Consider the following 21,529-nt stretch of genomic DNA (forward strand, 5'->3'; position numbering starts at 1 on the left):
GCGTGCTCAGCGAGGCTGCACGAACGCCTCGTCGATACGCGCCAGATCCGTATCGCGCAAAGTGCCTGCGTGATAGTGCAACTTGATCCAGGCCATCAGATAGTCATATCGGGCACGCGCCAGGTCGCGGCGCGTGCTGTAGAGCTGCTGTTCGGCGTTGAGCGCATCGAGGTTGATGCGTTCGCCGCCCAGAATGCTCTGCCGCGTCGACTCGACCAGTGCCTGCGCCGACACCAGCGCCTTTTGATAGGCGCGCAGTTTGTTCACACCTGAAGTGGACGCATTGAACTGCCGACGCAGTTCGATCAGGGTTTCCCGCGTCTTGCCTTCCAACTCGTACTCCGCCTGCTCCCTCACGCTATTGGCCTGACGCACCGAGGCGCTGGTGCCGCCGCCTGCGTACAGCGGCAGACTGACCTCAATGCCCACCGTATTGGTGTCGTAACGCTGGTTGTAGGTATTGCCGCTGTCGGACTCGTTCTGGCGAATGCTCGCATACGCATTGACCCTCGGCAGATGCCCCGCTCGGTTACGCTCCACTTCGTAACGAGCCACTTCCAGGGCCTGGCGTTGCGAGGCGAGAATCGGGCTGTTGGCCATTGCCAGCGCATGCCACTCGCTGAAACTTGACGGTTCCAGAACCATGGCCTGAAAGCTGTCCCTGAGCGGATCCAGTTGTTCGATGGAGATCGCCTGCTCACCCAATAGCGCTCCCAGCTCACGCAAGGCGGCATCCTGCTCATCGCGAGCTTCGATCTGCTCGGCAATCGCCAGTTCGTTGCGCGATTCGGCTTCAAGAATGTCGGTGCGAGTGCCCTCGCCTTGTTGAAACATCTGCCGGTTCTGTTCGAACTGGCGCTCGAACGCCTGTTGCTTGGCCTGGGCGATGTTGATCTGGTCCTGAGCGAACAGCGCCTGGGTGTAGGCCGTCAGAACCCGAACCAGCAACTCCTGACTTTTGCCGCGAAAGGTCTCGTCGGCAAACAACGCCTGAGCCACACCTTTGCGGTAGCTGGCGTAAGCCTCGTAATCGAGCAGAGGCTGCTGGATCGTGAGGCTGGAACCGAAACTGTTGTAATGGCGATGATCAGTGGTGTCTTCACGGCCGCCCTTCAAAGTCGCTTTGGAGTCATTACGCCCCTTGTTGTAGGTGTAAGACACTCTGGGCAACAGGCCTGCACGGCCTATGGCGCGGTTTTCCAGCCCGGCGTCACGTTCCTTCAACGCGCCAAGAAACACTGGATCATTGCGCAGCGCCTGCTCGTAGATCTGAAACGGCCCCAGGGCATGGCTTGCGGGAGAGACGCAGAGCAACAGGGCTGCCAGCGCGGCAGCCTTACGGGTCAAGTGGATCATCCTATTCCTCGGTCAACGCGGAGCCGGCACGATCCAGCAAAGGTTTGAACAGATAATTGAGCAGTGACCGCTCGCCGGTGCGCACGAACATCTCTGCGGGCATGCCGGGCTTGATCACCAGACCGTTGAGCTTCTCCATCACCGCATCACTCACCGAGGTGCGCAGCACGTAGTAAGGCTGACCGGTTTTCTCGTCTTCCAGCTGGTCGGCAGAGATCAGGCTCACTTCGCCGGTCACACGGGGCGTGCTGTTCTGATTGAAGGCGGTGAACAGAATGTCCACGGGCAGATGACTGCCGACCTTATCGATCAGGTTGACCGGCAGACGGCCTTCGACTTCAAGCCGGGTGCCTTGCGGGACAACCTCCAGCAGAGTCTGACCGGCGCGCACTACGGCGCCTTCCGTATGTACGCCAAGGTTCACGGCAATGCCGTCAGCAGGCGCGAGAATCTCGCTGTGCTGCAGACTGAAACCCGCAGACGCCAACTGCTGCTCAAGGGTCAGGGTTTTGAGCTGCGCATCGGCCCACTGCGTGCGCACCTCTTTCTGGTACTCCTCACGCTGTTGCTGCAGGCGCAGCCGGGACTCGACGATGCCCTGTTCGATCCGCCCGGTTTCGCCAGCGTTCTGAGCCATTTCCTGCTGGACCTGGGACAACTGACGCTCGTATTCCAGCAGGCGATTGCGCGGAATGAAGCCGTTCTGCGCCAGCGGTTGCAGGTTGCTCAGCTGTTGGCGTAACGAATCGGCCTGGGCCAGCAGATCGGAGCGCGCCCGGCGCATGCCGGCCAGTTGCGCGCCAGCACCTTCGATGCTTGCTTGCAGCCCGGCCTGTTCACGCGCAAGGGCCTGCCGGCGGCTGCTGAACAACTGGCGTTGCCCTTCGAGCACCATTGCCAGCCGCGGATCGGGGTCCTGCCCCTGCCCGGCGGCAATCAACTCGGCGGGAAAATTCACGTCGCTCAGGTTGTCGCGCTCACTCTGCCAGCGCGCCAGACTTGCCCAGGCCATACGATACTGAGCGCGCAGCGACTGAACATCGGCTTCAACCTGGGTCTGATCCAGACGAAACAGCGGCTCGCCTTCTTTTACAGCCTGCCCTTCAGTGACCAGAATCCTGCTCACCACGCCGCTGTCAAGTGACTGCACTGCCTTGCGCTTGCCCGACACCACCACCGTGCCCTGCACTGCGATGCCCTGATCCAGCGGCGCAAGGCTTGCCCATAAAAAGAAACTGCCAGCACCGACCAGCGTCAGCAGCCAACCGGCACGGGTAAAAAATTGCACGCCGCGCTCCTTGCCCGGAACGGCGTAATCATTGACGAGTGGGCTGCTCATGCTTCGGACTGCCTGTTCTGTGTGCCGTACTGGCGACTCATGGAAAGCCCGACGGCCGGACGCGGTGATGAGGGTGGATGCGGCGGCACGGGAGATTGTGGCTGCGAAGCCTGCCCGGACAGGGCCTGAAGAACCTGTGCCGTAGGCCCGAACGCTTGCATTCGTCCTTCGTTGAGCACCAACAATTGGTCGGTCTGCGACAAGGACGCGGTTCGATGAGTGACCAACACCACCGTACAGCCACGTGCCTTGAGCTCCCCGATTGCCCGGGTCAATGCGGCTTCGCCTGCAGTGTCCAGATTGGAGTTGGGTTCATCGAGCACCACCAGCTTCGGCTCGCCATATAACGCGCGGGCCAGTACCACCCGTTGCTTCTGCCCGCCGGACAAGCCACTGCCGTCGTCGCCCAGGCGAGTGTCGTAACCCTGCGGCAGACGCAGAATCAGCTCGTGCACACCCGCCAGTTGCGCCGCAGCCACCACAGCGCTGGCGTCACCTTCACGGAAGCGCGCGATGTTCTGTGCCACGGTGCCGCTGAACAGTTCGATATCTTGCGGCAGGTAACCGATGTAAGGCCCGAGCGCCTCACGGTCCAGACGGTGCATGTCGGCACCGTCGAGACGTACTGCGCCGCCGAGCACCGGCCAGATTCCGATCAACACGCGCGCCAGGGTCGACTTTCCCGAGCCGGACGCACCCAGCACGCCGAGTACCTCACCGGCTTTCAATTGAAAGCTGACCTGATGCAACATGGGCACGGTCACCCCCGGTGGCGCAGCGCTGACTTGCTCGACACCCAGCTGACCACGCGGCACTGGCAAGGCTATGCGCTGTGCAGGTTCGGCATAGGTTCTGAGCAGTTGATCCAGTCGACCGTACGCCAAACGCGCCGAACTCCATTGTTTCCAGACGGCAATCAATTGATCGATCGGACTCAACACCCGTCCCATCAGGATCGAACCGGCAATCATCATGCCGGGGGTCATCTGGCCGCGAATGACCAGAAACGCACCGAGGCCCAGCACCAGTGACTGCAGACAAAGGCGCAGCGCCTTGCTGATCGAACTGATCACCGCGCCCGTGTCACTGGCGTCGTTCTGGCGAGCCAGAAACCGCCCGTGCACATCGAACCAGCGACGGCGCAAGGCATCGAGCATGCCCATGGCCTGAATGGCTTCGGCCTGCTGCAGGTGACGGGTAGCCAGTTGCGAGGACTGCTGCGAAAAACCGCTGGCTTCGCCGAGAGGTTTGCGGGTCAGCCATTCGTTCAGGCAGGCCAACGCCACCAGCAACGCGGCGCCCACGGTGGCCAGCAGACCCAGCCACGGATCGAACAGAAAAATCACCGCCAGATAGACAGGAAACCAGGGCGCATCGAAGAAGGCGAACAAGGCCGGGCCGGTCAGAAACTGGCGAATGAACGTCAGATCACCCAGCGCCTGCCCCGCCTGGCGCTGCCCTGCATGCAGATTGCTTTCGAACGCTGCCTGATAGACGCGCAGGTTAAAGCGACGCTCCAGCTCGCTACCAATGCGGATCACCACGAAGCTGCGGATCATTTCCAGCAGGCCGATGAAGGCAAAAAAGCCGACCACCATCAAGGTCAGCATCACCAGCGTGGTCTGGTTCTGCGAGGTCAGAACGCGATCGTAGACCTGCAGCATGTAAATGGATGGAGCCAGCATCAACACGTTGATCAGTGCGGTAAAACAGCCGACGCTGATCAGCGCGCGTTTGTAGTGCCCAAGGGCTTTATAAAGCGGCGGGTGGGCACCCAACGGCAACGCACTCATGATTCTTCCTTGAAGGCCGCGTTCGCAGCCGGGTGACATCGGTAAAAGTGATCGGTTTACGAATCCGTGCGGCTCAGTTCTGCTCGTCCAGACGCGCCAGCGTGAGCAGGTCGCCTCCAGGCAAACGGGCCTGATACAGCTGATTGCCCATGTGGTTGAAATGAATCAGACCGCTACCTTCCTTGCCGGTAAACGCCAGCCCGTCAGGCGTGGGAAACCATCCAATGGGTGTTTCGCTCAGCCAACGCGCGGCGCAGGCCGGGTCTCCGCCCAATTGCGGCGCCTCGGTATTGAGTTGCAATTCACAGACCTCACTCGGCTGGGCCTGAGTGAACAGTCGCCATTTACCGCTGAGCTCAGCGGGGCTGGGTAATTTCAGACTCGTCGCCATACTGACTCCAGAAATCCCTGCCAGCAGCGCAACGGCCGCTGCCACGTGTCGAAAAAGGTGACGGATGTTCATGATGGGTCTATTCCAGAACATGGGCGGCCCGTACGGACCGCCCATGAGTACTCCTGTTTACACCACGATATCGGTCGCAACCGCCTGGCCGACAGTACCTACCAGGAAGTCAGCGACGCCTTGACCGGTGAAGTCAATGGCGAGGCTGCCCAGGTTGGTGCTCTGGGTGTAGCTCAGGATAGCTTCGCCCGCATGACCGCTGAACGCGTTCACGAACTGCAGCGAGGTCAGCGACGAAATGGCCGATACGTCGATCTTGTCCTGACCGCGGGTGAAGTCACGGATGGTGTCTTGCGCTGCGCGGTTGGAATCGGAACTGGCACCGAACACAAAAATGTCCGCGCCCGCACCGCCCCACAGCGAATCCGCACCGCCACCGCCGTAGATGATGTCGTTGCCGGCACCGCCTTTGAGGTCGTTGGCCGCCGCATTACCGACCAGCAGATCGTTGCCCGATCCACCCACGGCGTTTTCGACCAGCACGCCCTTGGCGATGGAGACGTTACCCACCATGCCGCCTACATCTGAGAACGAAGCCTCGTTGAGGTTGATTTTCTGGTTCTGAGTGAAACCGGAGAAATCCAGTGTGTCCTTGCCGCCGCCATCCCAGACCGAAAACACCACCTTCGAAGAGGCGGAGGTTGCGCTGTAGAAGTCGCGACCGGCAGTGGAGTTGAAACCATACACCGTGTCGCCTGCACGGGTGCTCATGTTGGCACCGTAGAGCTGCTGGATGGCTGCGATGTCATCCATCAATGGCCCCGACGAGTAGGTCGGCGAGCCGCCCTTGACGAAGTTCTGGTCGGTGTTGGACTCGCTCCAGTAACTCATGACGCTGTAACCACGCGTGTCTTCTGCGTAGCTGACATCGTTGTAAGTCGGGTTGCCTTCGCCGGCGTTGTAATCGCCAGGGTGAGACAGGCCCAGGGAGTGGCCGATTTCGTGGGTCAGGGTCTGACGCCCGTAGTTGCCGTTGTCTGGCGTCAGGTTGACCGTGTAGGAATTATTGGTCAGGTACCAGGACTGTCCGTCGTAACGGCTATTGCCGCTCGGCAGATAAGCGAACGCCGCTCCGCCGCTGCTGCCGTCGCTGTAGTTGCCGAAAGTCATATGCCCATCGCCGCCGGAAGCAGCCTGGGTAAACGTGACCTTGGCGACATCCGCCCAGGATTGCATCGACAACACAGCTTGAGCTTTCTGCTGTGTGTTGAATGCGCTGAAGGTCCCCAGCGACGTATCGAACCCGGAAGGTCGAGCGGTCAGGAACGTATAGGTGAGATTGATGGTGCCGTTGCCGTCACGATCCACCCATGCAGCGTCGTCACGGAGGATGTAGTCAGCAGCCTGGTCGACAGAATACGACGGTTTGCCATTGATCGTGAGATTGCCACCGCGATCGTAGGTATGGATAAAAGTATCGATCTGGTTGAACGCCGAGCTACCGGTTGCCGCCAGTTGCACGGCCGAGAGAGCAGCATTTTCTTTAGCTTTCGACATGTCACTTCCTTGTCTACAGATAGAACAGTTTGATACGACAGCCTCCCTCGGGTAGCGAGAGAGTCCTGTCACTCGCCTTTTGAAGCGTAAGCAAACTGACACATTTGGAAATCCTGTGTCTATCCCTCGACGATGATGTCAATTAGCCAAAAGCAGGAAAATGCCTACAGACACTGGGGAATAACCTGATAATTATTTTAGTGATATGCCAATGGGCCATAGGCCGCTGAAAGGATTGTCACAATCTTGATAAATATGACCGATTGGTCATGAATTTTTTGATCGATTGGTCAGGGATTCTTACGGCACGTGAGTGCTGATTCAAGCCTCTCCAGACGGCTCCCGACGTACGATCCCCCTGCCCGTTCAGCTGGACCATTGTCGGATTTCACAAACGCAAACGCCCCGGCAAGTCGGGGCGTTTGTTTATCGCGTGGCAAACCTCGTGTTCATTCAACAGAAGCGAACTCCTGCGAACGGTAAGCCGTTATCAGTCGTCGCGGCTCATGATGCCGAAGATCTGCAGCAGGCTGACGAACAGGTTGTAGATCGAAACGTACAGGCTGACGGTCGCCATGATGTAGTTGCGCTCGCCGCCATTAATGATGGCACTGGTCTGGAACAGAATGCAGACCGACGAGAACAGTACGAAACCGGCACTGATCGCCAGTTGCAGGCCGCTGATCTGGAAGAACATGCTCGCCAGCACTGCGCCCAGCAGAACGAAGAAGCCTGCGGTGATGAAACCACCCAGGAAGCTCATGTCCTTGCGGGTGATCAGCACGTAAGCCGACAGGCCACCGAACACCAGAGCAGTCATTGCAAACGCCGAGCTGACGACTTCAGCGCCACCTGCCATACCCAGGTAACGGTTGAGGATCGGGCCGAGCAGAAAGCCCATGAAACCTGTCAGGGCGAAGGTCGAAACCAGACCCCATACCGAGTCACGCAGCTTGTTGGTCAGGAAGAAAAGGCCGTAGAAGCCGATCAGCACCACGAAAATGTTCGGGTAACCGACGCGCATCTGTTGAGCCACGAACGCCATGACACCGCTGAATGCGAGGGTCAGGGCCAGAAGACCATACGTATTGCGCAGGACACGACTAACCTCTAGCTGGTCGGCCTGCATGCCGGTTTTAAGGGCGTAATCCTGTTCGCGCATTGCGAAACTCCTTACTGTTGAAATGTTGAGTTGCAAAGATCATAACAGAGGCGCTGCAACTGGCTAGTCAGAGAGTTTGACAGCTTGTTTCATTCCGGTATTATGGCGCCCGCAACGAAGTGGAGGTATGGCCGAGTGGTTTAAGGCAGCAGTCTTGAAAACTGCCGACTGTAACAGGTCCTAGAGTTCGAATCTCTATGCCTCCGCCATATTTTGTAGCGCAAAGCCCTGATTATTCAGGGCTTTGTCGTTTCTGGAGTTCGTACCTCAGGATCGGATGTCGGATTTTCCTCCTGGTGCTACCCGGAGAGATCGGTGAGCGGCTGGTCAATCATTACGCGTTCTATAGTGCATTCCAGAGCGACGAGTAGTTCTGGCTCGTACGCGACGGCAAGCCTCTGGGCTCCGTGCCCGTCAGCCGACCGCTCACCCAGGGCCGGCGCATCCTATTCGGCGGCAGACGCTGGCAGAGGCCGTTGACGTCTCGAAGCAGCCTCTTTGTCTCGGCAAACTCACACCCCCGCCCTCGAATTCTTTATCATTGCGCATGTTTTGCTGGCAGAGCCGATAATGAAATTCGCCATCTCCCTGTTTTCCGCGGGCCATGCGCCCTCTTCCCGGCGTGCGCTGCTGTTTGCCCAAGCGGTGCTCGCGGGTGGGCACGAGATTGTCCGGTTGTTCTTCTATCAGGACGGCGTGCACAGCGCGTCGGCCAATGCCGTCACACCTCAGGACGAACAGGATGTGCCTCGTCAGTGGCGCGACTTCATTGTCGAGCACCAGCTTGACGGCGTGGTGTGCATCGCCGCTGCGCTGCGTCGCGGCGTGTTGAATCACGAAGAAGCCGAGCGTTATCAGCGTCCGGCGGCCAATCTGCTGGAGCCTTGGGAATTATCGGGGCTGGGTCAGTTGCACGACGCCGTGCAGTCGGCAGACCGACTGATCTGCTTCGGAGGGCCTTGAAATGCCCAAATCACTTCTGATTGTCAGCCGTCAATCGCCCTGGTCCGGCCCAGGCGCGCGTGAGGCATTGGACATCGTGTTGGCAGGCGGCGCATTCGATCTGCCCATCGGTTTGCTATTCCTGGATGACGGCGTTCTGCAACTGCTGCCTCAACAGAGCGCAGCAGCCTTGCAGCAGAAAGACCTGACGGCCAACCTCAAGGCGCTGTCGATGTTCGGCGTCGAGGACCTCTATGCCTGCGCGCAGAGCATTGCAGAACGGGGCATTCCAAGTGATGGCCTGGATGATGATATCCGCCTGCTGTCCGGCCGTACCGAGTTGTCGGCCCTGTTCGAGCGCTATGACAAGGTGATTACGATCTGATGAGCACTTTGCACGTTCTTTCCCATTCGCCCTTCACCGACAACCGGCTGGAAAGCTGTCTGCGCCTGCTGGGCGAAAATGACGGAGTTCTGCTGTGTGGCGACGCCGCCTATGCCCTGGTGCCATCAGGCCCTGTTTCTCAGACGCTGCGGCAGACCGGCTCGCGATTGTTGTTCGTACTGGACGAGGACCTCAAGGCACGCAACCTGGCGTTGCCTGACGGAATCACCCGTGTGGATTACGCAGGCTTCGTCGAACTGTCGATCCGCTTTGACAAAGTGAACACCTGGCTATGAAGCAGATGATCGTCGCCGAGCGCACTCTGGAACTCGACAAGGATGGTTTTCTGAAGGACCTGAACGACTGGTCCATGGACGTTGCCCATGCACTGGCTTGCGAAGAAGGCTTGACGCTGACGGCAGACCACGTCGAGATCCTCGATTTATTGCGTGCGTTCTACGCAGAATTTCAGCTGTCTCCTGCGACCCGGCCGCTGATCAAGTACACCGCACTGAAACTGGGTGCCGAAAAAGGCAACAGCATGCACCTCAATCGCCTGTTCAACGGCACACCCGCCAAACTTGCCGCCAAGCTGGCGGGCCTGCCAAAGCCGACCAATTGCATATGAACGACTACGCCCCGCTGGTCACCGAAACACCCGAAGAGCACCCCTTTGCACAGTTCGTCCGCATTCTGGGCAAAGGCAAACGTGGCGCACGCAACCTGACGCGCGAAGAAGCGTGCGAGGCCATGGGCATGCTGCTCGATGAAAAGGTCGAGGACACCCAGCTTGGCGCCTTTCTGATGCTGCTGCGCCATAAAGAGGAAAGCCCGGAAGAACTGGCCGGTTTCACCGAGGCCGTGCGCCAACGCCTGAACGCGCCACCGATCACGATCGACATCGACTGGCCGACCTACGCAGGCAAGAAGCGTCACCTGCCCTGGTATCTGCTGGCGGCCAAATGCCTGGCCCAGAATGGCATCAGGATCCTGCTGCACGGCGGCGGTGCTCATACGGCCGGGCGGCTGTACACCGAACAGTTGCTCGGTCTGCTGAATATTCCGCTGTGCCGCAACTGGTCATCGGTCGAAACGGCGATGGCACAGGGTAATCTGGCGTTCATCCCGCTTGCCGACTGGGCGCCGCAATTGCAGCGCATGATCGACCTGCGCAACACGCTTGGATTGCGCTCACCGATCCATTCACTGGCAAGGATTCTCAATCCGTTGCAGGCACGCTGCGGGCTGCAAAGCATTTTCCATCCTGGCTATCAGAGCGTTCACCGGGATGCCAGCAGCCTGCTGGGTGACAACGCCATCGTGGTCAAAGGCGATGGCGGCGAAATCGAGATCAACCCGGACACCATCAGCCATCTATACGGGACGACAGGCGGACAGCCATGGGATGAGGAATGGCCAGCCCTCTCACCACGACGTCACGTCAAACCCGCCACACTCGATCCGACACAGCTGGTCGGTCTGTGGCGCGGCGAACTTGAGGACAGTTACCCGCAACTGGCGCTGATCTCGACCATGGCGCTGGCGCTGCGCGGCCTTGGTATTGCGCGTGACGAAGCGTTCGTGCGGGCACAGACATTCTGGGAGCACCGTCACAAGGATCTATGACCAATCGGCTTTATCGATAATGATCGGTCAGAATTTGCGCTTTTAGGTCGAACCGATGTCACTAGACTGATCTCCAAGCTGTACTTAATCAAAAATGGAGATTCAGACATGGGCCTTCTGGTCGAAGGACGCTGGCAGGACCAGTGGTACGAAAGCAGCAAAGACGGCGCTTTCCAGCGCGAAAACGCCCAACGCCGCAGCTGGGTCACGGCCGACGGTAAACCTGGACCGTCAGGCGATGGCGGTTTTGCTGCGCAGGCTGGTCGCTACCATCTGTATGTTTCTCTGGCCTGCCCTTGGGCGCACCGCACGCTTATCCTGCGCAAACTCAAGGGGCTGGAGAGTCTGATCGACGTTTCGGTAGTCAGTTGGCTGATGCTCGAAAACGGCTGGACCTTTGATCAGCAGAAAGGCTCAAGCGGCGATGCCCTCGATAACCTGAGCTTCCTGCACCAGCGCTACACCGCCGATGACCCTCAGTACACAGGCCGAGTGACCGTGCCGGTGCTGTGGGACAAACACACACAGCGTATCGTCAGCAACGAGTCGGCGGAAATCATTCGCATGTTCAACTCGGCGTTCGACGAACTGACAGGGAACCGCCTGGATTTCTACCCGTCAGCACTGCAGGCGACCATCGACGAGCTCAACGAGCGCATCTACCCCGCCGTCAACAACGGCGTGTATCGCGCAGGCTTTGCCACCTCGCAGAATGCCTATGAGCAAGCCTTCGATGACGTGTTTGCCGAACTGGGCGAGCTGGAAAACCTGCTGGGCGAGAAGCGCTATCTGGCAGGTGAACACTTGACCGAAGCCGACGTGCGACTGTTTACCACCATCGTGCGCTTCGATGCGGTTTATTACAGCCACTTCAAATGCAACCAACGGCGCATCGCGGATTACCCGAACCTCAGCAACTGGCTGCGCGAGCTGTACCAGTGGCCGGGTATTGCCGAGACGGTGAATTTCGAGCACATCAAAGGCCATTACTACGCGAGCCATCGCACTATCAATCCGACCGGCATCATTCCCAAAGGCCCCGCTCTGAACCTCCAGTCCAGCCATGATCGCGAACGGCTGTCCGGGATGGGCGTCTGGGAAAAGTAAGCAATGTGAAGAGGGATAGCCCGAACGGGCTATCCACTGACCGCAATCAGACAGTCGCCTGATTGCCTTCGAACCAGGCCAGCTTTTCACGCAACTGAACCACTTCGCCAATGATCACCAACGTCGGCGCGTGTACCTCGTGCTCGGCAACCAATTGCGGCAGGTTGGCCAGAGTACCCGTGAACACTCGCTGATTGGTGGTAGTGCCCTGTTGAACCAATGCCGCTGGCGTGTCCGCAGAACGCCCATGCCTGATCAGTTCCTGGCAGATCACCGGAAGGCCGATCAACCCCATGTAAAACACCAGAGTCTGCGCCGGAGCCACCAGATCGGACCACGGCAAATCGGTGGTGCCATCTTTCAGGTGGCCGGTGATGAAACGCACCGACTGGGCATGATCGCGGTGGGTCAACGGAATACCGGCGTAGGCCGCACAACCGCTGGCGGCGGTAATGCCGGGCACCACTTGAAACGGAATGCCGTGGGCGGCCAGCTCTTCGATTTCCTCGCCACCACGGCCGAAGATGAACGGATCGCCGCCTTTCAGGCGAACCACGCGCTTGCCCTGCTTCGCCAGATCGACAAGTTGCTTGTTGATCTGATCCTGCGGAACGGCATGCTCGGAGCGGCGCTTGCCGACGTAGACCCGCTCCGCATCGCGGCGGCATAGATCAAGAATGGTCGGCGCCACCAGACGGTCGTAGAGCACCACGTCCGCCTGCTGCATCAGCCGCAACGCCTTGAACGTCAGCAAGTCGGGATCGCCAGGGCCTGCGCCCACCAGATAGACCTCACCGGTTTCCGCTGGCGGCTCGCCTGCAATCTTGGCAATCAGCAGACGCTCGGCCTCCGCGCCCTGCCCGGCCAGTTGACGATCGGCAATGGCCCCCTGAAATACATCTTCCCAGAAGGCCCTACGCTGCTGCACGTTGGGAAACAGACCTTTGACCTGATGACGGAAGCGCGCCGCCAGACCGGCCAGTTGCCCGTAGGTCGAAGGAATCCAGGTTTCCAGCTTGGCGCGGATGAGCCGCGCCAGCACCGGTGCATCACCGCCACTGGACACTGCAATCACCAGCGGGGAACGGTCGACGATGGCCGGAAAGATCACCGTGCACAGCGCAGGCGCATCCACCACGTTGACTGGCACGCAACGCGAGCGGGCATCGTGGGAAACCTGAGCGTTGAGCGGCTCGTCGTCGGTCGCAGCGATAATCAGCACGCAGCCGTCCAGATCATCTTCGTGATAGCCACGCAGAATCAGTTCACCACCGCTCTGAACGACCAGCTCGCGCAACTGGCTCTCGATTTGCGGTGCAACGACCCGGATGACGGCACCCGCCTCGAAGATCAGGCGAGATTTGCGAAGGGCGATTTCACCGCCACCGACCACCAGCACGCGGCTGCCACGCAGGTTATGGAACAGCGGCAGGAATTCCATTTAACCGATGACCTCAAGGCCGCCCATGTAGGGCTTGAGAACGTCAGGCACACGAATCGAACCGTCTGCCTGCTGATAGTTTTCCAGCACCGCGACCAGCGTACGACCTACCGCGAGACCGGATCCGTTCAGCGTATGAACCAGCTCCGGCTTGCCGGTTTCCGGGTTGCGCCAGCGAGCCTGCATGCGACGCGCCTGGAAATCACCGCAATTGGAGCACGAAGAGATTTCACGGTACTTGTCCTGGCTCGGAATCCAGACTTCAAGGTCGTAGGTCTTTACAGCACTGAAACCCATGTCGCCGGTGCAGAGGGCCAGCTTGCGGTAAGGCAGCTCCAGCAGTTGCAGAACGCGTTCGGCGTTGCCAGTCAGGGATTCAAGAGCGGCCATGGATTCGTCCGGCGCAACGATCTGCACCATCTCGACCTTGTCGAACTGATGCTGGCGAATCATGCCGCGAGTGTCACGACCCGACGCGCCCGCTTCGCTGCGAAAGCACGGCGTGTGGGCGACAAACTTCATCGGCAGCTGCCGGGCATCCAGAATCTCGCCCGACACGATGTTGGTCAGCGACACTTCGGCGGTCGGAATCAGGTACAGATCCGCTTCGCCTTCGCGGGAAATCTTGAACAGGTCTTCCTCGAACTTCGGCAACTGGCCGGTGCCCTGCAGCGCAGGCGCTTGAACCAGATAAGGCGTGTAAGCCTCTTCGTAGCCATGCTCGTTGATGTGCAGGTTGATCATGAACTGCGCCAGCGCGCGATGCAGACGTGCGATAGGACCACGCAGCAGCGCAAAACGCGCACCGGACAGCTTGGCGGCGGTTTCGAAATCCAGCCAGCCGTACTGTTCGCCCAGCGCAACGTGGTCCTTGACCTCGAAATCGAAGCGGGTCGGCGAGCCCCAAGTGCTCACCTCGACGTTGCCGTCTTCATCCGCGCCTACCGGCACCGATTCGTGTGGCAGGTTCGGGATATTGAGCACCAGTGCGTCCAGTTCGGCCTGAATGCCGTCCAGTTCGACTTTGCCTTCACTCAGCTCGGTGCCCATACGCTCAACGTCCGCCATCAACGGCGCAATGTCTTCACCGCGCTGCTTGGCCTGACCGATGGATTTGGAACGGGCGTTGCGCTCGGCCTGCAACTGTTCGGTGCGGGTCTGCACAACCTTGCGCTGGGCTTCCAGCGCTTCAATACGGGCCACATCCAGTGTAAAGCCACGGGAAGCCAGGCGATCCGCTACGTCCTGAAGTTGAGTACGTAACAGTTTGGAATCGAGCATATCGTTCTCTCGTCTATCAAAGTCTGGTCAGGGACAGGCCAACCCAGGTTGCGAGCAGCCCGCCGAACACACTGATACCGGCATAGCCCAGGGCAAGTGGCAGTTGCCCGCTTTCCAGCAGGCGCAGCGTATCCAGTGAAAAAGAAGAAAAGGTCGTCAGACCTCCTACAAAACCGACGATCAGGCCGGCACGAATTTCGATGGGCACTTCAGGGCGCAGCAGAAACAGCCCGTACAGCACGCCGATGATCAGGCAACCGACGATATTGACCGCCAGCGTCGCCGTGTAGAAATACCGTGGCCAGTTTTCGCTGATCCAGGTACCTGTCGCAAAGCGCAATAATGTACCAGCGATACCGGCAATCGACACCGCAAGAATGGTCTGAATCATTACTTTCTCCGTTTGCGGGGGCTGGCGTCATCCAGCGCACTCAGATGCCTGAGCTTTTCGCCGATCTTGAGTTCGAGGCCGCGAGGTACAGGCTGGTAGTACTGGCGCGGTTCCAGCTCGTCAGGGAAGTAGTCTTCGCCTGCGGCGTAGGCATCCGGCTCGTCATGGGCATAGCGGTATTCTTCACCATAGCCGAGCTGCTTCATCAGCTTGGTTGGCGCATTGCGCAAATGCAACGGAACCTCAAGCGAACCCTGTTCGGATGCTTCACGCATGGCGCTCTTGAATGCCATGTACACCGCGTTGCTTTTTGGTGCGCAGGCCAGATAAACAATGGCCTGAGCAACTGCCAGCTCGCCTTCCGGACTGCCCAGGCGTTCCTGAACATCCCAAGCCGACATGCACAGCGGCAAGGCGCGCGGGTCGGCGTTGCCGATATCCTCACTGGCCATGCGCACGACACGGCGCGCCAGGTACAGAGGATCACAGCCACCATCGATCATGCGGGCGAACCAGTACAGGGCAGCATCCGGGCTGGACCCGCGAATCGACTTGTGCAACGCCGATATCTGGTCGTAGAACGCTTCGCCGCCCTTGTCGAAACGACGTCGACTGTCACCGAGCAGGCTCTGCAGCAGTTCGGTACCGATCTCGCTGCCATCTTCGGCCAGATCGGAAGCATTCTCGAGCAGATTGAGCATGCGCCGCCCGTCACCGTCAGCGGCGGCCATGAGAATCGCGAACCCCTCATCGCTCAGGGTCAACTGACGTTGACCCAGACCACGATCCTCGGTCAGCGCACGATGAACCAGCTTGCGCAGTGCGGTTTCATCCAGGCTCTTGAGCACATAGACCCGCGCCCGGGACAGCAACGCATTGTTCAGTTCGAAGGACGGGTTCTCGGTAGTCGCACCGATGAAAATAAGGGTACCGTCTTCGACATACGGCAGAAACGCATCCTGCTGCGACTTGTTGAAGCGGTGTACTTCGTCCACGAACAGGATCGTACGGCGACCGTACTGACCCGCCTGCTGCTTGGCGACCTCAACGGCCTGGCGGATTTCCTTTACCCCGGCCAGTACGGCGGAAACCGTTTCGAAATGCGCATCCGATACCTTGGCCAACAGCCGGGCGAGCGTAGTCTTTCCGACGCCCGGCGGCCCCCAGAAGATCATGGAGTGCAACGCGCCCTGCTCCAGCGCCTCGCGCAACGGCTTGCCATGAGCCAGCACGTGCTCCTGGCCGACATATTCGTCCAGATTGGTCGCACGCAGACGTGCGGCCAGTGGCTGGGCGATGGGTTCGCGGCTAAACAGGTCCATGGTTCGGAATCAGGCCTTCTTACTCTTGAATGACATCAGCACCCTTGGGGATCTGAAACTGAAACTTGCTGGCGGCGATCGGTTCGTTGGCCTTGACGCCGGTGAACAGGATATTGGTGCGCTGGCCGACGCTGTCGATCAGTTGCATGTCGTTAATGATGCCGTTACGGAACGAAAGGCGCAGGCTGTCGAACAGGGTATCGCGGGTCTTGGGCTTGAGCACGAAATCGATCACTCCACCGGCTTCCTTGGCGGTGATGTCGAAGCTTTCGCTGATCTTGGACACGTCGCCGGACAGCAGCAAGGCCGGGGTCTGGGTCAGGCGCTGATCAAGGGTCTTGATCGTGACCTGCTCAAGGTCCGGGTCCCAGAGCGAGACTTTCTTGCCGTCGGACACCATCAGTTGTTCCTGAGGTGCGTCGGTATGCCAGTTGAACAGGCCAGGGCGCTGCAGCGCCATTTCACCGGACGTTTCCTGCAACTGGGTGCCCCCACCATCCAATGTCAACTGGGAGAAGCGTGCAGTCAGGGTACGGGAGTTTTCCAGCAACTGGGTCAGGCGTGCCACGTCCTTGCTGTCTGCATGGGCGGGAATCACGGAAAAGGTCAGTGCGGTTGCCAGCAGCATGCGGATAAGACGCATGGAATTCCTCTTTGCAGTCATTGGATGTCACGACAGCGAGCAGGACTCGCTGTCGACGCAGTTTTGCAATCAGTCACGCATCGGGCCCGGCGCAATAACTTCACGCGAGCCATTGGTGTTCATGGACGTCACGACACCCGCCATCTCCATCGCCTCGATCATGCGCGCCGCCCGGTTGTAACCGATCTTGAGCTTGCGCTGCACAGCGGAAATCGATGCACGACGGCTCTCAAGCACGAATTTTACGGCTTCGTCATAAAGCGCATCGCTTTCGCTGTCCTCACCGCCCTCACCGCCACCGCCATCGAAGCCGCTACCGGCTTCTTCGACGCCAGCCAGAATATCGTCGTTGTAGTCCGGGGTGCCGCGCAGTTTCCAGGCTTCCACCACACGGTGCACCTCTTCGTCGGAAACGAACGCACCGTGCACACGAATGGGCAGGCTGGTGCCCGGTGGCATGTACAGCATGTCACCATGGCCCAGCAGTTGTTCGGCGCCCCCCTGATCGATGATGGTCCGCGAGTCGATCTTGCTCGACACCTGGAACGCCATGCGCGTCGGGATGTTGGCCTTGATCAGACCGGTGATCACATCCACCGACGGCCGCTGGGTCGCAAGGATCAGGTGAATACCCGCAGCACGTGCCTTCTGGGCAATACGGGCAATGAGTTCTTCAACCTTCTTGCCGACGATCATCATCATGTCGGCGAACTCGTCAACGACGACCACAATGGTCGGCAGCTTGGTCAGCAAAGGCGCTTCGTCGTGAATACTTTCACGCTTGTACAACGGATCCGCCAACGGCTCGCCGGCATCCTGAGCATCCTTGACCTTCTGGTTGAAGCCCGACAGGTTACGCACGCCCATCTTGGCCATCAATTTGTAGCGACGCTCCATCTCGGCCACGCTCCAGCGCAACGCGTTGGCAGCGTCCTTCATGTCGGTCACTACAGGACACAGCAGGTGCGGAATGCCTTCGTAGATCGACAGTTCCAGCATTTTCGGGTCGATCATGATCAGCTTGGCGTCATCGGGCCCGGACTTGAACAGGATCGACAGAATCATCGCGTTCACGCCCACCGACTTACCTGAACCGGTCGTACCCGCGACCAGCAGGTGCGGCATCTTGGCCAGGTCGGTAATGACCGGTTTGCCGCCGATATCATGGCCGAGAGCCAGCGTCACCGGAGACTTGGCGTTATCGTATTCCGTCGTCGAAAGAACCTCGGAGAAACGCACAATCTGGCGGTCCTCGTTGGGAATCTCGATACCCACTGTGGTCTTGCCGGGAATGACTTCGACCACACGTACGCTGGTCACTGCCAGAGAGCGTGCAAGGTCCTTCGCCAGGTTGGAGATACGGCTGACCTTGACCCCTGCCGCTGGCTGGATTTCGTAGCGAGTGATCACAGGACCCGGATGAATGGAATCTACCGTGACCTCGACACCGAATTCCTTGAGCTTGATTTCCAGCAGATTACCCACAGCCGCCAGGGACTCGGGAGAATAATTGAGCTGCTTCTTTTCAGCCGGGTCAAGAATCGAGATCGGTGGCAGCGTGCCTTCGACTGCGCTGTCAACGAACAGCGGCACCTGCTTTTCCTTCTGCACGCGCTTGCTGGGCTCGGGCGGGCGTGAAGGCGCAGGAGCAATGACAGCAGGCACATGCTTTTCACGCTCGGTCACTTGCTTGCCGAGGGGTACCTCGCGCTCGGTGATCCGCTCGCGGGCCTTGGCCTGCTCGCGACGATCAGAAGCTGCGGGCGCGACCGCGTCGTTGACCTGCATGTCGACTTCACGCAATTGCGCGACCATCTGTTTGCGCTCTACACGCGCAGCCCACCAGCGATTGGCGGCACTCTGGAAGAGTTCGAACAGGTCCAGAGTGATCTTGCCGGTCACGTCCATGACCTTGAACCAGGACAAGTCGGTGAAAACGGTCAGACCAAACAGGAACAAGGCAATGAACAGCAAGGTGCTGCCCTGAATGTTCAGTGCTTTCTTGGCCAGATCACCCAGCACTTCGCCGAGCACACCGCCCGCAGAACCGGGGAAGCCGGCTGCAAAATGAAAATGGATGTGCGCCAGCGCAGCACCCGCCAGCACCAGAAATACCAGACCGATCAGACGCCAGGAGAACAGCCAGCCGCTCCACTGCCACGGTTCATGGCGATGACGGAATACCTGCCAGGCCTTGATGGCCAGAAGCAACGGGAAGATATAGGCGAAGTAGCCCAGCACCATAAACAGGATGTCGGCACAGAAGGCGCCTGCACGGCCGGCCGCGTTCTGCACTTGCGCGGCGCTGCTGGTATGACTCCAGCCCGGATCGCTCTGATCGTAGGTCAGCAACGCCATCATCAGGTACAGGCACAGGGCACCGAAGGCGATCAAAGCACCTTCCTTGAGCCGGTAATGCAGTTGCTGTCGCCAAAGCGGAACAGCGCTGGGTGCGGGTGTGGATTTCTTCAAAACGCTTTAATTCCTGCGCTGGAGCGCGAACATCTCGTTGATTGACGTTGAACGGTTGTCGCCGGCACCGACTGCACCCTGGTAAAAAAGGCCACAGCCTGCTGCAAGGCCTGTTCGAGAACCGTTTGAATGATAATGCGCAAAGCTGGCATTGTAAGGCCTTACGGGCCTTGAGGTCTGTACGAAAACTCGCTTGACCGGTTTCATGCCTGATAAAAAGCCTGCGTTGAGGTCGACGATCTTCGTACATTGTCGACAGCGTTCAATTTGAGCACGCATTTTCTTTTGTGACAAAGGCTTATGACAGGATTCTGCCAATGGCCTCCAACACTCGGTGCATGACCCCGCCATCCTTTGCATGCCCTACCGCAAGCGGCAGACAAGCGCCATAATAACGACCGCTTGTGACCGCGTTTGCTGCACGGAGTTGCACACACGCATCGCATGCGCCCTCCCCTTCCGCAAAGTCGTGATACCCATGCTGACCTGGTTACAACGCAACAGCCTCGATTTTCCGCCCCTGGACAAGGCACTTCGCGAGCCAAACGGATTGCTCGCTGCTGGCGGTGACCTTTCTGCCGACCGCCTGATTCGCGCCTACCGCCACGGCTGTTTTCCCTGGTTTCAGGACGGCCAGCCGATCCTGTGGTGGTCGCCCGATCCCAGGACCGTGCTGTTGCCAGAAGAGCTGCACGTCTCACGCAGCCTAGGCAAGATCCTGCGTCAGGCCCGCTACACCGTCACCTTCGACCAGGACTTCGCCGCCGTCATACAGGCCTGTGCCGAGCCGCGCAGCTATGCCAATGAAACCTGGATAACCCGTTCGATGCAGGAGGCCTACGTCGAACTGCATCGCCGTGGGCACGCGCACAGCGTCGAGGTCTGGGAAAACGGTACCCTGGTCGGTGGCCTTTATGGCCTGGCGATGGGGCAACTGTTTTTCGGGGAGTCCATGTTCAGCCGCGCAGACAACGCCTCCAAGGTCGGATTCGCCACGCTGGTAGAACGCCTGCACGCCTGGGGCTTCGTTCTGATCGACTGCCAGATGCCTACCCGGCACTTGCACAGCTTCGGCGCACGCTCGATTCCACGACAGACCTTTGCCGATTATTTGAACCGCCATCTGGATCACCCGACTAACGCAGACTGGTTACCTAGGCGAGTTTGACAGGCTGGCATACACTCATGATTAAAGGTTTTTTGACAAGGGGGCGATCATGACGGAGCTGGCGCGGCTTAAGTTTTATGCCACTCAACCCCATACCTGCAGTTATCTGCCTGAAGAACAGGCGACAACACTGTTTCTGGACCCCAGCCAGCCCATGGATGTTCAGGTTTATGCCGACCTGTCCGACATGGGTTTTCGTCGTAGCGGCGATCATCTGTACCGCCCTCACTGCCAGAACTGCAGTGCCTGTGTGCCGGCGCGCATCCCTGTGAACCTGTTCGTGCCAGACCGCCAGCAAAAACGCATCCTCAAGCGCAATGCTGATATTCAGGTGCGCAGTACCAAGCCCGTATTTACCCAGGAATACTTCGATCTTTACCAACGCTACATCGAACAGAGGCATGCCGATGGCGACATGTTTCCACCGAGCCGTGATCAATTTTCGACATTTCTGGTGCGAGACCTGCCGTTTTCACGCTTTTACGAGTTCCGCCTTGAAGGTCGGCTTCTGGCCGTAGCGGTGACCGACTTGCTGCCCAATGGTCTTTCTGCGGTCTACACCTTCTACGAACCCGAAGAAGAGCGACGCAGCCTGGGCCGCTATGCAATCCTGTGGCAGATAGCCGAAGCCGCAAGGCTGCAGTTGCATGCGGTGTATCTGGGGTACTGGATAAAGAACTGCAAAAAGATGAATTACAAGACTCAATATCGCCCTATCGAGCTGCTCACCAATCAAAGATGGGTCACTCTGTATTGAACCCCTTGGCTTAAACAGGTTTTTTCGGGCACAATGCACGCCGCTTTTGCCTGGCGCCACTTGCACCGGGCCACTCATTTGTATACCGAGGGCTTTACTGCATGTCGAAAGAAGACAGCTTCGAAATGGAAGGCACTGTCGTCGACACCCTGCCCAACACCATGTTTCGCGTGGAGTTGGAAAACGGGCACGTCGTAACCGCGCATATCTCCGGCAAGATGCGCAAGAACTACATCCGTATTCTGACCGGTGACAAGGTGCGTGTAGAGTTGACGCCCTATGACTTGAGCAAAGGGCGTATCACCTACCGCGCTCGTTAATCAGGCATCAACAAAAACGCCCGGCATATGCCGGGCGTTTTTGTTTCTGACAATTAAAGACAGT

21 protein-coding genes and 1 tRNA gene are annotated in these 21,529 nt (G+C 58.9%); 10 read left to right on the forward strand and 12 right to left on the reverse strand.

Features of this window, described 5'->3' with window-relative positions; translation table 11 throughout:
• Nucleotides 1-6: 6 nt before the first annotated feature.
• From KDX39_RS15490 to KDX39_RS15515, 6 genes are all read right to left on the reverse strand, one after another.
• Nucleotides 7-1,356: a TolC family outer membrane protein gene (locus tag KDX39_RS15490; RefSeq protein ID WP_184323347.1), complete on the reverse strand. Its 1,350-nt coding sequence runs from the start codon at nt 1,354-1,356 to the stop codon at nt 7-9.
• 1 nt (nt 1,357) lies between these two features.
• Complete coding sequence (locus KDX39_RS15495) at nt 1,358-2,695, reverse strand: HlyD family type I secretion periplasmic adaptor subunit (protein WP_231660962.1); 1,338 nt, start codon at nt 2,693-2,695, stop codon at nt 1,358-1,360.
• Nucleotides 2,692-4,488: a type I secretion system permease/ATPase gene (locus KDX39_RS15500; protein ID WP_231660963.1), complete on the reverse strand. Its 1,797-nt coding sequence runs from the start codon at nt 4,486-4,488 to the stop codon at nt 2,692-2,694. The genes KDX39_RS15495 and KDX39_RS15500 overlap by 4 nt, the downstream gene beginning before the upstream one ends.
• A 73-nt stretch (nt 4,489-4,561) precedes the next feature.
• The gene (locus tag KDX39_RS15505) at nt 4,562-4,951 is read right to left on the reverse strand and encodes a protease inhibitor Inh/omp19 family protein (RefSeq protein ID WP_231660964.1); all 390 of its coding nucleotides are present in this window, start codon (nt 4,949-4,951) and stop codon (nt 4,562-4,564) included.
• A gap of 57 nt (nt 4,952-5,008) precedes the next feature.
• Complete coding sequence (locus KDX39_RS15510; protein ID WP_231660965.1) at nt 5,009-6,448, reverse strand: serralysin family metalloprotease; 1,440 nt, start codon at nt 6,446-6,448, stop codon at nt 5,009-5,011.
• 490 nt (nt 6,449-6,938) lie between these two features.
• On the reverse strand, nt 6,939-7,610 hold the full coding sequence (locus KDX39_RS15515; RefSeq protein ID WP_184323343.1) for a Bax inhibitor-1/YccA family protein: 672 nt from the start codon (nt 7,608-7,610) through the stop codon (nt 6,939-6,941).
• A gap of 121 nt (nt 7,611-7,731) precedes the next feature.
• On the opposite strand from KDX39_RS15515, the gene KDX39_RS15520 reads away from it, so the two are divergent.
• The 7 genes from KDX39_RS15520 (at nt 7,732) to KDX39_RS15550 (ending at nt 11,670) form a co-directional block, all read left to right on the forward strand.
• Nucleotides 7,732-7,819 (forward strand) — tRNA-Ser (locus KDX39_RS15520).
• A 361-nt stretch (nt 7,820-8,180) separates the two neighbouring features.
• Nucleotides 8,181-8,573, forward strand: a complete 393-nt coding sequence (tusD, locus tag KDX39_RS15525) for a sulfurtransferase complex subunit TusD (RefSeq protein WP_231660966.1) — start codon at nt 8,181-8,183, stop codon at nt 8,571-8,573.
• A gap of 1 nt (nt 8,574) precedes the next feature.
• Complete coding sequence (gene tusC, locus KDX39_RS15530) at nt 8,575-8,937, forward strand: sulfurtransferase complex subunit TusC (RefSeq protein WP_231660967.1); 363 nt, start codon at nt 8,575-8,577, stop codon at nt 8,935-8,937.
• Nucleotides 8,937-9,233 carry a sulfurtransferase complex subunit TusB gene (tusB, locus tag KDX39_RS15535; RefSeq protein WP_231660968.1) on the forward strand — a complete coding sequence of 99 codons (297 nt, stop codon included), beginning with the start codon at nt 8,937-8,939 and terminating at the stop codon, nt 9,231-9,233. The genes tusC and tusB overlap by 1 nt, the downstream gene beginning before the upstream one ends.
• Nucleotides 9,230-9,565, forward strand: coding sequence for a TusE/DsrC/DsvC family sulfur relay protein (locus KDX39_RS15540; protein ID WP_231660969.1), 336 nt, complete (start codon nt 9,230-9,232; stop codon nt 9,563-9,565). Before tusB ends, KDX39_RS15540 begins: the two co-directional genes overlap by 4 nt.
• The gene (locus tag KDX39_RS15545) at nt 9,562-10,563 is read left to right on the forward strand and encodes a glycosyl transferase family protein (protein ID WP_231660970.1); all 1,002 of its coding nucleotides are present in this window, start codon (nt 9,562-9,564) and stop codon (nt 10,561-10,563) included. The genes KDX39_RS15540 and KDX39_RS15545 overlap by 4 nt, the downstream gene beginning before the upstream one ends.
• A gap of 108 nt (nt 10,564-10,671) precedes the next feature.
• Nucleotides 10,672-11,670 carry a glutathione S-transferase family protein gene (locus KDX39_RS15550; protein ID WP_231660971.1) on the forward strand — a complete coding sequence of 333 codons (999 nt, stop codon included), beginning with the start codon at nt 10,672-10,674 and terminating at the stop codon, nt 11,668-11,670.
• A gap of 46 nt (nt 11,671-11,716) precedes the next feature.
• On the opposite strand, the gene cysG is transcribed toward KDX39_RS15550, so the two are convergent.
• The 6 genes from cysG to KDX39_RS15580 form a co-directional block, all read right to left on the reverse strand.
• A complete protein-coding gene (gene cysG, locus KDX39_RS15555; protein ID WP_231660972.1) occupies nt 11,717-13,111 on the reverse strand; it encodes a siroheme synthase CysG in 1,395 nt (464 codons plus the stop codon).
• Nucleotides 13,112-14,392 (reverse strand): serine--tRNA ligase, encoded by a 1,281-nt coding sequence (gene serS / locus KDX39_RS15560; protein ID WP_099227990.1) that lies wholly within the window; start codon nt 14,390-14,392, stop codon nt 13,112-13,114.
• Between the two features lie 16 nt (nt 14,393-14,408).
• Nucleotides 14,409-14,783 (reverse strand): fluoride efflux transporter CrcB, encoded by a 375-nt coding sequence (crcB, locus tag KDX39_RS15565; protein ID WP_231660973.1) that lies wholly within the window; start codon nt 14,781-14,783, stop codon nt 14,409-14,411.
• Complete coding sequence (locus tag KDX39_RS15570) at nt 14,783-16,105, reverse strand: replication-associated recombination protein A (protein WP_231660974.1); 1,323 nt, start codon at nt 16,103-16,105, stop codon at nt 14,783-14,785. The genes crcB and KDX39_RS15570 overlap by 1 nt, the downstream gene beginning before the upstream one ends.
• 19 nt (nt 16,106-16,124) lie before the next feature.
• The gene (lolA, locus tag KDX39_RS15575; RefSeq protein ID WP_184323337.1) at nt 16,125-16,748 is read right to left on the reverse strand and encodes an outer membrane lipoprotein chaperone LolA; all 624 of its coding nucleotides are present in this window, start codon (nt 16,746-16,748) and stop codon (nt 16,125-16,127) included.
• 69 nt (nt 16,749-16,817) lie between these two features.
• Complete coding sequence (locus KDX39_RS15580) at nt 16,818-19,220, reverse strand: DNA translocase FtsK (protein ID WP_231660975.1); 2,403 nt, start codon at nt 19,218-19,220, stop codon at nt 16,818-16,820.
• Nucleotides 19,221-19,698: 478 nt separating this feature from the next.
• On the opposite strand from KDX39_RS15580, the gene aat reads away from it, so the two are divergent.
• From aat to infA, 3 genes are all read left to right on the forward strand, one after another.
• The gene (gene aat, locus KDX39_RS15585; protein WP_231660976.1) at nt 19,699-20,388 is read left to right on the forward strand and encodes a leucyl/phenylalanyl-tRNA--protein transferase; all 690 of its coding nucleotides are present in this window, start codon (nt 19,699-19,701) and stop codon (nt 20,386-20,388) included.
• Nucleotides 20,389-20,437: 49 nt separating this feature from the next.
• Nucleotides 20,438-21,145 (forward strand): arginyltransferase, encoded by a 708-nt coding sequence (locus KDX39_RS15590; protein ID WP_004884684.1) that lies wholly within the window; start codon nt 20,438-20,440, stop codon nt 21,143-21,145.
• 101 nt (nt 21,146-21,246) lie between these two features.
• The gene (gene infA / locus KDX39_RS15595; RefSeq protein ID WP_002553999.1) at nt 21,247-21,465 is read left to right on the forward strand and encodes a translation initiation factor IF-1; all 219 of its coding nucleotides are present in this window, start codon (nt 21,247-21,249) and stop codon (nt 21,463-21,465) included.
• The last annotated feature ends 64 nt before the right edge of the window (nt 21,466-21,529 follow it).

The sequence above is a fragment of the Pseudomonas sp. CDFA 610 genome (assembly GCF_021147865.1).
GTDB lineage: Bacteria > Pseudomonadota > Gammaproteobacteria > Pseudomonadales > Pseudomonadaceae > Aquipseudomonas > Aquipseudomonas alliivorans.

What these genes read in the sequence shown, in the direction of transcription:
- KDX39_RS15490 (WP_184323347.1), bottom strand. Translation starts at nt 1,356, where the DNA reads ATGATCCACTTGACCCGTAAGGCTGCCGCGCTGGCAGCCCTGTTGCTC.
- KDX39_RS15495 (WP_231660962.1), bottom strand. Translation starts at nt 2,695, where the DNA reads ATGAGCAGCCCACTCGTCAATGATTACGCCGTTCCGGGCAAGGAGCGC.
- KDX39_RS15500 (WP_231660963.1), bottom strand. Translation starts at nt 4,488, where the DNA reads ATGAGTGCGTTGCCGTTGGGTGCCCACCCGCCGCTTTATAAAGCCCTT.
- KDX39_RS15505 (WP_231660964.1), bottom strand. Translation starts at nt 4,951, where the DNA reads ATGAACATCCGTCACCTTTTTCGACACGTGGCAGCGGCCGTTGCGCTG.
- KDX39_RS15510 (WP_231660965.1), bottom strand. Translation starts at nt 6,448, where the DNA reads ATGTCGAAAGCTAAAGAAAATGCTGCTCTCTCGGCCGTGCAACTGGCG.
- KDX39_RS15515 (WP_184323343.1), bottom strand. Translation starts at nt 7,610, where the DNA reads ATGCGCGAACAGGATTACGCCCTTAAAACCGGCATGCAGGCCGACCAG.
- tusD (WP_231660966.1), top strand. Translation starts at nt 8,181, where the DNA reads ATGAAATTCGCCATCTCCCTGTTTTCCGCGGGCCATGCGCCCTCTTCC.
- tusC (WP_231660967.1), top strand. Translation starts at nt 8,575, where the DNA reads ATGCCCAAATCACTTCTGATTGTCAGCCGTCAATCGCCCTGGTCCGGC.
- tusB (WP_231660968.1), top strand. Translation starts at nt 8,937, where the DNA reads ATGAGCACTTTGCACGTTCTTTCCCATTCGCCCTTCACCGACAACCGG.
- KDX39_RS15540 (WP_231660969.1), top strand. Translation starts at nt 9,230, where the DNA reads ATGAAGCAGATGATCGTCGCCGAGCGCACTCTGGAACTCGACAAGGAT.
- KDX39_RS15545 (WP_231660970.1), top strand. Translation starts at nt 9,562, where the DNA reads ATGAACGACTACGCCCCGCTGGTCACCGAAACACCCGAAGAGCACCCC.
- KDX39_RS15550 (WP_231660971.1), top strand. Translation starts at nt 10,672, where the DNA reads ATGGGCCTTCTGGTCGAAGGACGCTGGCAGGACCAGTGGTACGAAAGC.
- cysG (WP_231660972.1), bottom strand. Translation starts at nt 13,111, where the DNA reads ATGGAATTCCTGCCGCTGTTCCATAACCTGCGTGGCAGCCGCGTGCTG.
- serS (WP_099227990.1), bottom strand. Translation starts at nt 14,392, where the DNA reads ATGCTCGATTCCAAACTGTTACGTACTCAACTTCAGGACGTAGCGGAT.
- crcB (WP_231660973.1), bottom strand. Translation starts at nt 14,783, where the DNA reads ATGATTCAGACCATTCTTGCGGTGTCGATTGCCGGTATCGCTGGTACA.
- KDX39_RS15570 (WP_231660974.1), bottom strand. Translation starts at nt 16,105, where the DNA reads ATGGACCTGTTTAGCCGCGAACCCATCGCCCAGCCACTGGCCGCACGT.
- lolA (WP_184323337.1), bottom strand. Translation starts at nt 16,748, where the DNA reads ATGCGTCTTATCCGCATGCTGCTGGCAACCGCACTGACCTTTTCCGTG.
- aat (WP_231660976.1), top strand. Translation starts at nt 19,699, where the DNA reads ATGCTGACCTGGTTACAACGCAACAGCCTCGATTTTCCGCCCCTGGAC.
- KDX39_RS15590 (WP_004884684.1), top strand. Translation starts at nt 20,438, where the DNA reads ATGACGGAGCTGGCGCGGCTTAAGTTTTATGCCACTCAACCCCATACC.
- infA (WP_002553999.1), top strand. Translation starts at nt 21,247, where the DNA reads ATGTCGAAAGAAGACAGCTTCGAAATGGAAGGCACTGTCGTCGACACC.